The sequence below is a fragment of the Streptomyces sp. NPDC046349 genome, assembly GCF_055587885.1.
Map to the genome: position 1 here is coordinate 159,518 of NZ_JBVJFK010000006.1, position 12,965 is coordinate 172,482.

Below are 12,965 nucleotides of genomic sequence, written 5' to 3' on the forward strand. Positions count from 1 at the left end.
TGCCCGCCGTGCCGGGGCCGGACCCGGCCCGGGCCTGACAGAATCGGGTTGCGCGACCGGGGCTGCGCCCCGGAGTGAGACGCTGCACGGGGCATGGCCCCGTGCCGGTGGGAGCGGGCCCGGTGGGTGGCCCGTACGGGGAGGTGTGGAGGCGAGTGGTGGAGCAGCTGACGCAGCACGACCCGAGACGGATCGGCCCCTTCGAGGTGCTGGGACGGCTCGGCGCCGGCGGCATGGGGCTGGTCTATCTCGCGCGGTCCGCGTCCGGACGGCGAGTCGCGATCAAGACGGTGCGCACCGAGCTCGCCGAGGACCAGCTCTTCCGCGTCCGCTTCACCCGCGAGGTGGAGGCGGCGCGTGCCGTGTCCGGCTTCTACACCGCCGCCGTGGTCGACGCCGACCCGCGTGCCGCCGTGCCGTGGCTGGCCACCGCGTACGTCCCGGCGCCCTCCCTGGAGGAGATCGTCAACGAGTGCGGGCCCATGCCCGCCCAGGCCGTACGGTGGCTCGCCGCAGGCATCGCCGAGGCCCTGCAGTCCATCCACGGCGCCGGGCTCGTCCACCGCGACCTGAAGCCGTCGAACGTGCTCGTGGTCGAGGACGGCCCGCGCGTGATCGACTTCGGTATCGCGAGCGGTGTCTCCAACACCCGCCTGACCATGACGAACGTCGCCGTGGGCACCCCCGCCTACATGTCGCCCGAGCAGGCGAAGGACTCGCGCAGCGTCAAGGGCGCCAGCGACGTCTTCTCGCTCGGCTCCACGCTGGTCTTCGCCGCGACCGGGCATCCGCCGTACCACGGGGCGAACCCGGTGGAGACGGTCTTCATGCTGCTGCGCGAAGGGCCGAACCTGGAGGGGCTCCCGGAGGAGCTGCGGCCGCTGATCGAGTCCTGCATGCAGATGGACGCCTCGCTGCGGCCCACCCCGGCCGACCTGCAGGCGCAGCTGGCCCCGCACCTCTTCGACGGCGGCGACGACAGCGGTACCGCCTCGGCATGGCTGCCGGCGCGGGCCGTCGCGATGATCGAGGCCCGGCGGGCGGGGAACCGTACGCCGGCCGCGGCGGTGCCCGCGCCCGTCCGCGACGGCCGTGGCGGCGGCGGAGCCCGCGGTCCGGTGTCCGAGCAGTCCACGCACCGCCGTCCGCGCGGCGCCGAGGGCTGGGTGGACCCGCGCACCGGCCAGGCCGTGCCGCAGCGCCCGCACCACCCGCCGCGGTCCCCGGTGCCGTCGGGCGAGCCCGTACGCCTGGGCGGCTCGCCGGTGCCGATCGGCCCCGGCCCGTTCGCGACGGCCGCGGCGTCCGCGGCGCACACCCCCGCGGCGGACTCGGCGACCGGCTGGGTACGCCCGCCCGACGGGTCCGCTCCGGCCCATGCCACCGGGCCGGCCACCCCGTCCGTACCGGGCCCCGGCGCGGCCCCGGACAGCGGTCGCTGGCGTCCCTGGCGCTTCCGCATGTCGAACGAGGTCTGGGGCACCCCGGCCGTGGCGGGCAACCTGCTGTACGTGACCTCCTTCGAGGTCCACGCGCTGGACGTGGCCAGCGGCCGCCGCCAGTTCAAGACCCGCGACGTCGCCTGGTCCATGGCGGTCGCCGACGGCCGGATCCACGCCTCCGACGGGCCTTCCCTGTACGCACTCGACGCCTCCGACGGCTCCGAGCGGTGGCGGCTGTCCACCGACGCCTGGGTGTACGCGCTGCGCGCCGAGCGCGGCACGGTCGTCACCGCCACCCGCGGCGGCGGCGTACAGGCCTGGGAGGCGTCCAGCGGCCAGAAGCTGTGGGAGCTGACGGGCGCGCAGAGCGACTTCGAGACCCCGGAGGCGGCGCCCGTCCTCCACGAGGGCACGGTGTACGTGTGGCAGGACGCGCGGCTGCGCGCCCTGGACGCACGCAGCGGCCGCGAGTCCTGGTCGTACCCCGTCGGCGACGCCGGCTCCTGCGGGAACGTGCCCGTCCGGGTCACGCCCGCCCCGGACGGCAACGTGTACGTCGCGGCCGGCACCCGGGTGCTGTCGGTGGACCGGGCGTCGGGCCGGGTCCGCTGGCACTTCGAGGCCCCCGCGGTCTTCCTGGCACCGCCGGCCTTCGCGCCGGGCGCGGCCGTCACGGGCGGCGGGGTCTACCTCGCCGACTACCTGGGCACCGTCTACGCCCTCGACGCGGCCACCGGCCAGGACCGCTGGCGGATCGCGACGGAGGCGCGGCAGTCCTCCGACCCGGTGCTGGTGGTGGGCGGCAACGTCCACCTGGGGGCGGGCAGCGCCCTCTACACGCTCGACGCGGTCACCGGCACCCCCAAGTGGCGGTTCGCGGCGGGCGGCGAGATCACGGGCCTGCCGGCGGTCGCGGACGGCCGGGTGCACTTCGGCTCGGCCGACCACTGCCTGTACACCCTGGACGCGGCGGGCGGTCAGCTCCGCTGGAAGCTGGCCACCGGCGGCGAGATCACGGGCGCCCCGGTCGCGGAGGCGGGCGTGGTGTACGCGTGCAGCAAGGACCGCTGCGTGTACGCCCTGGACGCGGCCAAGGGCACGGGCACCCGTACGAGCGGGTGACCCGACAGGGGCCGGGTCCGGCCCCGCCGGGTAGCGCACCGCACCGGGAGTGACAGGATGGACCCCATGAGCAACGTCTACTTCGACATCAACATCAACGGCGCCCCCGCCGGCCGCATCGTCTTCAAGCTGTACGACGACGTCGTACCGAAGACGGCGCGCAACTTCCGTGAGCTGGCCACCGGCCAGAACGGCTACGGCTACGCCGGCTCGGGCTTCCACCGCGTCATCCCGCAGTTCATGCTGCAGGGCGGTGACTTCACCAACCACAACGGCACGGGCGGCAAGTCCATCTACGGCGAGAAGTTCGAGGACGAGAACTTCAACCTGAAGCACGACCGCCCGTACCTGCTGTCGATGGCGAACGCCGGCCGCAACACCAACGGCTCGCAGTTCTTCATCACCACGGTCGTCACGCCGTGGCTCGACGGCAAGCACGTCGTCTTCGGCGAGGTCGTCGAGGGCCAGCAGCTCGTCGACCAGATCGAGGCCCTGGGCTCCCAGTCCGGCGCCCCCAAGGGCAAGATCGAGATCGCGGCCTCCGGCGTCGTCGAAGCCTGATCCCCACCCGCCTGCACGGCCGGTCGGCCCCGCCCCCGCTCGGGGGCCGGGGCCGCCGCCGCTTGTCGGGGCCGACGGGCGGGTCAGCGCAGGCGGGGCCCGGGTGCCGTGCGGCGGTTCGCGAAGAGTTCCGCCTGCCGTTGCGGCGGCAGGTTTCCCAGGGCGATCAGGGCCGGCGCCTGTGCGAGGGCCTGCTGGAGCACGGCCTGCTTCGCCGACCACAGGGCCCGTACGGTGCCCTGTACGGCCTCCGTCGGGAAGCCTGCCAGGATCTGCGCCGCCCGCAGGGCCGCCGGGAGCAGCCCGTCCGGCTCAGCCAGTTCCGACACCAGGCCGATCTCATGGGCGCGGCGCGCGGAGAGCCGTTCGGCCGTGCCCATCAAGGACATCCGGGCGGCCTCGCCGAAAGGCATGCGCTGCGCCATGTACACGGCCTCGTAGGCGCTGACCATCCCGTAGGCGGTGTGCGGGTCGAAGAAGGTGGCCGTTTCGGAGGCGATGAGGAACTCCGACTCGCCCAGCAGGTAGAAGGCTCCTCCGCAGGCCATGCCGTTGACGGCGGCGATCACGGGCTTCCACAGGTCGCAGGACTTCGGGCCGATCGCGATCAGCGGGTCGTCGGCGGAGTAGGGGGAGGCGGGCTGCGGCACCTCGACGCCGCGGTCGATGCCGGTGCAGAAGGCTGCCGTTCCGGCGCCGGTCAGCACGACCGCCCGTACTTCCTCGGCGAACCGGAGCTCGCGCCACGCCTCGCCCAGTTCGGCGGCGGTGGCCAGGTCGACGGCGTTGTGCCGGTGTTCCCGGTCCAGGGTGACCACGGCGACCCCGGTCGCCTTGTCCCGCTCCACCCGCAGGGTCACGGCTTCTCCAGGATCCAGCGCGGCACGGTCATCCCGCCCGTCTCGGTGAAGGCCACGTGGACCCGCGCGCCGATGCGCAGCCGGGCCGGGTCCATGGAGTCGAGGGGGGCGTCGGCGGAGGCCACCAGGTTCCCGGCGAGCCGGATGTGCGGGGCGTCGGCGAGCTCGACGAGGATCACGTTGTACGGGGCCTGCGCGGCGTAGGCGGGCAGCAGCGGCGGGTGCGGCCGGACGTAGGACCAGATGCGGCCGCGGCCGCTCATGCGGCGCCACTCGCTGTCGAAGGACCGGCAGTGCGGGCAGCAGGGGCGGGGCGGGAAGCGCAGTCTGCCGCACGCGCTGCAGGCCTGGACGCGCAGTTCGCCGCGGGCGGCGTACTCCCAGAAGGGGGCGCCGTCCTCGTCCGGGACGGGCAGGAGCAGGGCGTCCGCGGACGCGGCGGCTTCGGGTGCGGTGGTCATCGGTCGGTCAGCTCCTCAGCAGGATCGCGGACGTCGGGACGCCTTCGCCCGCCGTCACCAGGCACGTCGTGGCGTCCGGCACCTGGGCGGTGGAGACGCCGCGCAGTTGTTTGACGCCTTCGTTGATCAGGTTGAAGCCGTGCACGTACGCCTCGGACAGGCCGCCGCCGCCGGTGTTGACGGGGAGCCGACCGCCCAGTTCCAGGGCGCCGCCCTCGGTGAAGGCGGCTCCCTCGCCGCGGCCGCAGAAGCCGTAGCCCTCCAGGGAGAGCGGGATGAGCGGGGTGAAGGCGTCGTAGATCTGGGCGACATCCACGTCCTGGGGGCCGAAGTCGGCCTGCTTCCACAGGTGGCGGGCGGCGGTCCAGGCGGGCCCGGACAGGGGGTCGTCGTTCCAGTAGTTGACCATGCCGTGGTGCTGGGACGGCAGGCCCTGGGCGGCGGAGTGGACGTAGACGGGCTTGTGGCGGCAGTCGCGGGCCCGTTCGGCGGAGACGATCACGCAGGCCAGGGCGCCGTCGGTCTCCAGGCAGTTGTCGAAGAGGCAGAGCGGGTCGCTGATCATGCGGGAAGTCATGTACATCTCGCGGGTCAGCGGGCGTTCGTACATCATCGCGGCGGGGTTCTCGTTGGCCCGGTTGCGGCAGGCCATGGCCACGTTGAAGAGGTGGTCGCGGGTGGCGCCGTACTCGTGCATGTAGCGGCGGGCCAGCATCCCGATCTCGTCGGCGGGGCGGAGCAGGCCGAAGGGCCGGGTCCACTGGCCCGGGGTGGGCAGCTGGACGGCGGTGTTCTTCCAGGGGCGGGGGCCGGAGCCGCGTTTGCGGGAGCGCCAGGCGACGCCGACGGTGGCCTGGCCGGTGGCGACGGCGGCGGCGAGGTGGCCGACGGTGGCGCAGGAACCGCCGCCGCCGTAGCCGATCTTGGAGAAGAAGGTGACGTCGCCTGCGCCGATGGCCTTGGCGACCTCGACCTCGTCGGTCTCCTCCATGGTGTAGGAGGAGAAGGCGTCGACCTCACCGGGATCGATGCCGGCGTCGGCGAGGGCGGCCAGGATCGCCCGGCAGGCCAGTTCCTTCTCGGACTGCGGCAGACGCTTGGCAAAGGCGGTCTGGCCGATGCCGACTATCGCCGTAGCGTCCTTGAGCGTTGCCGCCATCGCCACCTCCGGGGAGTGCGCCAGTACTGACAGCCGCGAAGGCTACAGCTAATCTGACGGATAGTCAGCTACTGGGTTCGCGGGAGGGTGACACGCATGGGCGACGACGGGCTGCACGAGGACGCGCGCGGAGACCTGCGCTGGGGAACCATCGCGGGACTCGTGCGGGCGGCATCGGCACGGTACGGCGACCTCGAGGCCGTGGTCGACGGGCGCGTCCGGATCAGTTACGCGCAGCTCGGGGACCGCGTCGAACGCGCCGCGGCGGCCTGCCTCGCCGCCGGGGTGGAGCCCGGCGACCGGGTCGCCCTCTGGGCGCCCAACACCCTGGACTGGATCGTCTCCGCGCTCGGCGCCGTCTCGGCGGGCGCCGTCCTCGTCCCCCTCAACACCCGTTTCAAGGGAGCGGAAGCGGCGTACGTCCTGCAGCGCAGCCGGGCCCGCCTGCTCTTCGTCACCGGCACCTTCCTCGGCACCTCCTACGTCGCCTCCCTGCGCCGGGCCGCCGCCGAGGGCCCCGGTCGCGGGCCCCTGCCCGGACTGCCGCACCTGGAACAGGTCGTCGTGCTCGCCGAGGACGCCCCCGACACCTTCCGCACCTGGAAGGACTTCCTGGCGGGCGGGGACCGGGTCACGGCGGAGGCGGTCCGCGAGCGTGCCGAAGCCATCAGCCCCGACGCCCCCTGCGACATCATCTTCACCTCCGGCACCACTGGCAGCCCCAAGGGTGCGGTCATCACCCATGCGCAGTCCCTGCGCTGCTACGACGTGTGGAGCGGGCTCGCCGGACTGCGCGAGGGCGACCGCTACCTGATCGTGAACCCCTTCTTCCACACCTTCGGCTACAAGGCCGGGATCATCGCCTGCCTGATGCGGGGGGCCACGATGGTCCCGCAGTCCGTCTTCAACGTGGACACCGTCCTCGCCAACATCGCCGCGGAGCGGATCTCCGTACTGCCCGGGCCGCCCACCCTGCACCAGTCCCTCCTGGACCACCCGCAGCGCGGCCACCACGACCTCTCCGCCCTGCGGCTGGTCGTCACCGGCGCGGCCGTGGTCCCGCTCCGACTCGTCGAGCGCCTGCGCGAAGAACTGCACATCGCCACCGTCCTGACCGCCTACGGGCTCTCCGAGGCCGGCGGCATCGTCACCATGTGCCGCCGCGGCGACCCCGCCGAGGTCGTCTCCGCCACCTCGGGCCGGGCCATCCCGGACACGGAGGTCGCGGTCCTGGACGGCGCCGGGCGGCCCCTGCCGGCCGGGCGGGCCGGCGAGATCGCGGTCCGCGGCTACAACGTCATGCAGGGGTACTTCGAGGACCCCGGCGAAACCGCCGCGGCGATCACCCCGGAGGGCTGGCTGCACACCGGCGACGTGGGCGTGCTGGACGCGGGCGGGAACCTGCGCGTCACCGACCGGATCAAGGACATGTTCATCGTCGGCGGCTTCAACGCCTACCCGGCCGAGATAGAGCAACTCCTCGGTCTGCACCCGGACATCGCGGACGTCGCGGTCGTCGGCATCCCCGACCCCCGGCTGGGCGAGGTCGGCAAGGCCTACGCCGTCCGCCGCCCCGGCTCCACCCTCACCGCGGACGATCTGATCGCCTGGTCCCGGCGGGAGATGGCCAACTACAAGGTCCCGCGCGCGGTGGAGTTCGTCACCGAGCTGCCGCGCAACGCGAGCGGCAAAGTCCTCAAACGCGAACTCCGCGCACGCTGCTGAGCCTGCGTGACGGTGATCCGATCGCGTGGTGCCGCGCGGCACATCCAGGGGTCAGCGGGCGTAGGAGCCCATGCCGATCAGGCAGTACACGTACTGGTTGAGGACGATCGAGCCGCGCATGTAACGGTAGGAGAAGGCGTACTGGGTCTTCGGGTTGTCGTTGCAGCTGTCGAGGTCCGACGTGCCGGGGATGCTCTCGATCACCCGGTAGTGAGCGTCGGACGCCGAGCAGGGCACCTCCTCCACACCGCTGACACTGCGGGGCGTCGTCGAGTCCGGCAGCTGCCCGTTCAGGCAGGTGCCGCGGTCGAACGGGCTGGGCTCGGGGCTGGGCTCCGGGCTGGGCTCCGGGCTGGGCTCGGCGCTGTACGGCGTGGTGGCCGCGGCCTCGGGGGCCGACGTCCGGGGTGACGGGGTGGGGGAGGGGGTCCACGAGGACGACCAGGCGGGCGTCGCGTCGGCGGTGGACTTCGAGTCGTCGGCGCCGTCGCCGCCGCTGAGTACGAAGAAGCCGATGACCAGCAGCGCGGCGACGCCGAGCCCCACCAGGCAGCCGCGCCCGCCGCCCGTCTGCGGAGCCGGGACGGGCTGCTGCGCGCCCGCCGTCGGCGGGGGAGTGATGCCGCCGGCCCCGGCGATCCACGCGGCGCCCGCCCCGGACACGTGGATGCGCAGCAGTACCTCCTCGGCGCCGGCACGGACCTTGACGAGGTCGCCGTGCCGACAGGGCGGTATCCGCAGGCGGACCGGGCCGGACGGCAGCTCGACGGGGAGGATCACACCGTGGGCGGCCTGCTCCGGAGTGATCGTGATGAGCATTTCCTGTGACGACACCGGCTGCTCCAAGGAGTGAGGTGGTGCGCAGGCTGCCTGACGGTTCCTCACGGATTGTGCCCTGTGTCCTGATGGTGACGCAGCCGTTCCGGTGAGTCTCAGCAGCGTCGGGCCAGGACCAGCCGCCAGCGCGGAGCGCCGCCGGCCTGACGCCCGAAGTGCTCCAGCGGGACCGTCTCCACCATGAAGCCGGCCGCCCGCAGGTCCGCGCGCACCCCGCTCAGCGGAAAGGTCCGGTAGTACATGACGAACGGCGGCCGCCACACCGCGTTGCGCACCCGCATCGCGGCGTCGAAGCCCGCCACCGCCCACCACACCGGTGAGCTCGGCGGGATCGGGGCGCCGATCGGGAAGGCGAAGACCCCGCCCTCGCGCAGCGCCGAGCGGACCCCGGCGAAGAGCGCGGGCCGCTCGGACGGCAGGAAGTGGCCGAAGGCGCCGAAGCTGACCGCCAGGTCGTAGGAGCCGGCCAGCGCGGAGGGCAGTGCCCGGGCGTCGGCCCGTACGAAGTCCACGCGGTCGTCGACCGCGTGCGTGCGTTCCGCCTCGGCGAGCATGCCCGCGCTGAGGTCCACCCCGGTGACGCGGTCCCGGCACAGCCGCCGCAGCATCCCGATCCCGGCGCCGGTGCCGCAGCACACGTCCAGGCCGGAGCCGAAGGTGCCCTCCTGCTGGGCGAGGGTCTCCTCGACCGCGTCGAGCATCCGGTCCGGCGTCCGGAAAGGGGTGTGGTCGAACTTCGGCGCGAGGAGGTCGTAGCCCCGCTCGACGGAGGAGAGGCCCTGCACGGCCAGTTCGCGGACGCTCGGTCCGTGGGAGGAGAACACACCCCCAGCGTAAGCCGCGCCCGGGGCTGGGCCGTCTCTTCCGCCCTCGGGCCGGGCATACGCGTGCGGCGGTCGCGATGGCTCCCCCTCCGGGCCACCGCGACCGCCGTTCCCCCGTTGCTCCCCCGATGTCCCCCCGAGCCCCCGTTTCCCCCGTGGGCTCCCCCGTACGTCGGGCGGCTGTTACGGGCGCGGACCGGACGCGTGGTTGTCCAGCGTCCGGATCTCCTCGCCCGCGGCCTGCTCGTCCGTCTGCGGCTTGATCTCGATGCCCGACGCGTGGTTGTCCAGGGTCTCGATCTCGACGCCCGAGGCATGGTTGTCGAGCGGCTTTATGGTGCCGTCGTTCGGCAGGATGTTCTCGTTCGTCGTCATCGGTTCTCCTGATGGATGGGTGGGACCCGTTCGGCGATTCCCCCGATGACCGCCGAACGGGTAATCCTTCCAACCGGCCCGGATGTCCCCCGACGCACCGGGTCGATGCACCTATCGTGCCGTTCGGCGATAAACGAACGATGAACGCCTCGTTCAACGGGCGTCCTCGCAGGTCAGGCGGCCATCTCCGTGGCCAGCAGGGTCTGTACCTCACCCAGCTCGGCCGAACCGAGCTGCTTGAACACCGCCTCCGCGTCCCGCCAGCACGCCCGCGCCCGGTCCGTCTGCCCCAGCCGCCGCAGCGCCTTGCCCAGCACGGTCAGCACCGTCGCGCGCCGCCACTCGCCGCCGATGCCGCGCAGTGCGATGGCCTGCTCGGCGTGCGCGGCGGCCAGCGTGGGCCGACGCGCGGCGAGATGGGCGACGGCGAGCCGGAAGTGGGTCACGCCCTCCCACAGCGGCTGCCGGTTGTCGTGGAACAGCGTCAGCGCCTCGTTGAGTTGAGCGAGGGCCTCGCCGAGCCGTCCCGCCTGGGTGAGCGCGATGCCCAGTGCGTAGCGGCCGTTGGCCAGCCGCAGAGACAGGCCCATCCGGTCGTAGATGGCGATGCCCTGCTGCGCGAGGTCTATGGCGCTGGTGAGGCGGCCCAGTTCCACGTGGATACGGGACAGGTTGCACAGGGCGCTCGCCTCACCGACGTTGTTGCCGTCGGCGCGGAAGTTCTGGATGGCCTCCAGCAGGTACCGCTCGCCGTCCGCGTGCCGTCCTTCGTAGAGCGCGATGATCCCGCGGTCGTTGGGCGCCCAGCAGCTGGGCAGCGGGTCGCCGGCCTCGCGGGCCAGGGCGGTGGCCTGGCGGGCCTCGTCGTCGGCCTCGGCGAAGCGGCCGGCGACCAGGTGCACGTTGGTGAGGGTGGTGCGGGCGCGGCCCTCGGCGTAGGGGTCCTTGGCGGCCTGTGCGGCGTCGCGCAGGGCGGTCGCGGCCGACTCGTACTGCTTGGAGTTGGCCCCCGACTCGGCCAGGTCCTTGGCCGCCCACAGCAGGTCGACGGCCCGGCGCAGGACCGGTGAGTCGCCGCCCCGGGTGGAGGCCTGCCGTACGCACGCCAGCAGGGGGCCGGCCTCGGTGTACAGCCAGTCCAGGGCGGCGCGCGGCTCGGCGAAGACCAGCCCGGGGTAGTGGGTGTCGGAAAGGTGCGCGGGGAGCCGGTCGCCGGGGCGTTCCAGGGCGTACACCCCGGAGGCGGTGGCCAGGTAGAAGTCCAGGAGACGGTCCAGGGCCGCCTCCCGCTCGCTCGGCGGCTGCTCGTCGCGTTCGGCGCAGGCACGCGCGTAGAGGCGTACGAGGTCGTGGAAGCGGTAGCGGCCGGGGGCGGCGGATTCGAGTAGGGAGCAGTCGACTAAAGCCTCCAGGAGGTCCTCGGTGTCGTACTCGGGCAGGTCGAGTACGGCGGCGGCCGCGGACAGGGAGATGTCGGGGCCGTCGGCGAGGCCGAGGAGGCGGAAGGCGCGCTGCTGGGCCGGCTCGAGCTGGCCGTAGCCGAGTTCGAAGGTGGCCTTGACGGCGAGGTCGCCGGCCTGGAGCTCGTCGAGGCGGCGGCGTTCGTCGCCGAGCTTGGCGGCGAGGACGGAGACGGTCCAGGTGCGGCGGGCCGCCAGCCGGGAGGCGGCGATGCGGATGGCCAGTGGCAGGAACCCGCAGGCGCCGACGACGTCGAGGGCGGCCTGGCGTTCGGCGCGCACGCGTTCCTCGCCGACGATGAGGGTGAAGAGCTGGAGGGCCTCCTCCGGGCTCATCACGTCGAGGTCGACGAGATGGGCGCCGGCCAGGCCGGCCATACGGACGCGGCTGGTGACGAGGGCGGCGCAGCCGGCGGTGCCGGGCAGCAGCGGGCGGACCTGGGCGGCGTCGCGGGCATTGTCGAGGAGGACCAGGACGCGGCGGCCGTCGAGGGTGGAGCGGTAGAGCGCGGCCCGCTCGGCCGGGGAGTCGGGAATGGCGGTGTCGGGGGTGCCGAGCGCGCGCAGGAAGGAGCCGAGGACGGCCTCCGGTTCGGCGGGGCGGGCGTCGGTGCCCTGGAGGTCGACGTAGAGCTGGCCGTCGGGGAAGTGCGGGCGCGCGGTGTGGGCGACGTGCACGGCAAGGGTGGTCTTGCCGACGCCGCCGATGCCGGCCAGTGCGGACACGGCCATGACCTGGTCCTGGGCGCCGCCGGAGAGGATCGTGCCGAGCTCGTGGACGAAGCTGGAGCGGCCCGTGAAATCGGGTACGGTCGCGGGCAATTGGGCGGGCCTCACGTGAGCGGCGGTGGCTGCCGGGGCGGGGTCTTCCGCGCGGGCCAGGTCGGCGTCGGCGTTCAGGATGCGCTGCTGGAGGGCGGCCAGTTCGGGGCGCGGGTCGACGCCGAGTTCGTCGGCGAGGAGCCGGCGGGTGTCGGCGTAGACGGCGAGGGCCTCGGCCTGCCGGCCGCTGCGGTACAGGGCGAGCATGAGCAGCTCGCGCAGCCGTTCGCGCAGCGGGTGCGCGGCCGTGAGGGCGGTGAGCTCCGAGACGGCCTCGGCGTGGTGGCCGACCTCCAGGTCGAGGTCGAGGCGGGTCTCCAGCAGCTGGAGGCGCCATTCGGCGAGCCGGGTGCGCTCGGTCTCGGCGTGCGGGCCGGGGACCCCGGCGAGGGGTTCGCCCTCCCACAGGTCGAGGGCTCGGGCCAGGAGGGTGCGGGCGAGGGAGCGGTCCCCGGCGGCGCGGGCGCTCTCGGCGTCGGCGGCGAGGCTGCGGGCGACGCCCAGGTCGAGGGTGGCGGCGGAGCGCAGCCGGATGGCGTATCCGCCGGACTCGGTGACCAGCAGGCCGGGGGCGACGACCTTGCGCAGGCGGGAGGCGTAGGTGCGGATGGTGGCGAGGGCCTGCTGCGGCGGATCCTCGCCCCAGATGGCGTCGATCAGTTCGGGTGCGGTGGCGGTGCGGCCGTCGCGCAGCAGGAGTACGGCGAGCAGGGCGCGTTGCTGGGGGGTGCCGGACGGCAGGGCCTCGCCGCCGCGCCAGGCGCGCACGGGCCCGAGGACGGCGAACCGCGACTCGCCTGCGGCGGCCTCGGCGGGCTCGGCGGGCTGCGGGGTGGTGTTCGCGGCGGCGGCCGCGGTGGGGCGGGCCGTGGTGGGCGCGTCGCTGTCGCCGCGGGCGGGGCCCTGGCGGGACCCGCCACCGGCGGGGGCCGGGCGTGCGGTGTGCGGGGCGCCCGTCGGGGCGTCGGTGGGGGACGGGCCCGCCGCGGCTCCGGCGGCGGCACGGCCGGAGGTGGTTGCGGCGGGGGCCGGGCCGGCGGCGCGGGCCGCGGACCGGGGCGTGACTGCGGTACCCGCCGCGGCGGGATCGGCCGCGCCGGGTTCCCGGCGCGCTCCCGGGGTGGCCGGCGGCGGTACGGGACCGGCAGGGCGGGCGGCGGAGCCGGTTTCGGACGCGGCGGCAGCCGCACGGGCCTCGGGGTGTTTCCGCGGGTGCGGGATGGCCGGTACGCCGTCCATCTGTCGTCCCCCCTGCCTTCCGTCGGTGTAAGGGTCAGTCTGCCCTGTCTCGCGCGTACACGTCAGCCCGTCCATGAC

Annotated in this window: 10 protein-coding genes; 3 read left to right on the forward strand and 7 right to left on the reverse strand. The window is 73.9% G+C overall.

Annotated features, from left to right (window positions below):
• Positions 1 to 155: 155 nt before the first annotated feature.
• Together afsK and ACZ6JS_RS16075 are read left to right on the forward strand one after the other, a co-directional pair.
• A complete protein-coding gene (gene afsK / locus ACZ6JS_RS16070) occupies positions 156 to 2,564 on the forward strand; it encodes a protein serine/threonine kinase AfsK (protein WP_469298358.1) in 2,409 nt (802 codons plus the stop codon).
• 66 nt (positions 2,565 to 2,630) lie between these two features.
• A complete protein-coding gene (locus tag ACZ6JS_RS16075; RefSeq protein WP_469298360.1) occupies positions 2,631 to 3,125 on the forward strand; it encodes a peptidylprolyl isomerase in 495 nt (164 codons plus the stop codon).
• A gap of 83 nt (positions 3,126 to 3,208) precedes the next feature.
• Here the strand turns inward: ACZ6JS_RS16075 and ACZ6JS_RS16080 are convergent, their stop codons facing one another.
• From ACZ6JS_RS16080 to ACZ6JS_RS16090, 3 genes are read right to left on the reverse strand one after another with little or no spacing between them, the layout of a single operon-like run.
• Positions 3,209 to 3,985 (reverse strand): enoyl-CoA hydratase/isomerase family protein, encoded by a 777-nt coding sequence (locus tag ACZ6JS_RS16080; protein ID WP_469298362.1) that lies wholly within the window; start codon positions 3,983 to 3,985, stop codon positions 3,209 to 3,211.
• Positions 3,982 to 4,446 carry a Zn-ribbon domain-containing OB-fold protein gene (locus tag ACZ6JS_RS16085; RefSeq protein ID WP_469298363.1) on the reverse strand — a complete coding sequence of 155 codons (465 nt, stop codon included), beginning with the start codon at positions 4,444 to 4,446 and terminating at the stop codon, positions 3,982 to 3,984. The genes ACZ6JS_RS16080 and ACZ6JS_RS16085 overlap by 4 nt, the downstream gene beginning before the upstream one ends.
• A gap of 7 nt (positions 4,447 to 4,453) precedes the next feature.
• Positions 4,454 to 5,605 carry a lipid-transfer protein gene (locus ACZ6JS_RS16090; protein WP_469298365.1) on the reverse strand — a complete coding sequence of 384 codons (1,152 nt, stop codon included), beginning with the start codon at positions 5,603 to 5,605 and terminating at the stop codon, positions 4,454 to 4,456.
• Positions 5,606 to 5,701: 96 nt separating this feature from the next.
• On the opposite strand from ACZ6JS_RS16090, the gene ACZ6JS_RS16095 reads away from it, so the two are divergent.
• Positions 5,702 to 7,330, forward strand: a complete 1,629-nt coding sequence (locus ACZ6JS_RS16095; protein WP_469298367.1) for a FadD3 family acyl-CoA ligase — start codon at positions 5,702 to 5,704, stop codon at positions 7,328 to 7,330.
• A 51-nt stretch (positions 7,331 to 7,381) separates the two neighbouring features.
• Here the strand turns inward: ACZ6JS_RS16095 and ACZ6JS_RS16100 are convergent, their stop codons facing one another.
• From ACZ6JS_RS16100 to afsR, 4 genes are all read right to left on the reverse strand, one after another.
• A complete protein-coding gene (locus ACZ6JS_RS16100; RefSeq protein WP_469298369.1) occupies positions 7,382 to 8,164 on the reverse strand; it encodes an LppU/SCO3897 family protein in 783 nt (260 codons plus the stop codon).
• Positions 8,165 to 8,262: 98 nt separating this feature from the next.
• Positions 8,263 to 8,991 carry a class I SAM-dependent methyltransferase gene (locus ACZ6JS_RS16105; protein WP_469298371.1) on the reverse strand — a complete coding sequence of 243 codons (729 nt, stop codon included), beginning with the start codon at positions 8,989 to 8,991 and terminating at the stop codon, positions 8,263 to 8,265.
• Positions 8,992 to 9,174: 183 nt separating this feature from the next.
• Positions 9,175 to 9,366: a hypothetical protein gene (locus tag ACZ6JS_RS16110; RefSeq protein ID WP_469298373.1), complete on the reverse strand. Its 192-nt coding sequence runs from the start codon at positions 9,364 to 9,366 to the stop codon at positions 9,175 to 9,177.
• 173 nt (positions 9,367 to 9,539) lie between these two features.
• A complete protein-coding gene (afsR, locus tag ACZ6JS_RS16115) occupies positions 9,540 to 12,887 on the reverse strand; it encodes an SARP-family global regulator AfsR (protein WP_469298375.1) in 3,348 nt (1,115 codons plus the stop codon).
• Positions 12,888 to 12,965: the final 78 nt, after the last annotated feature.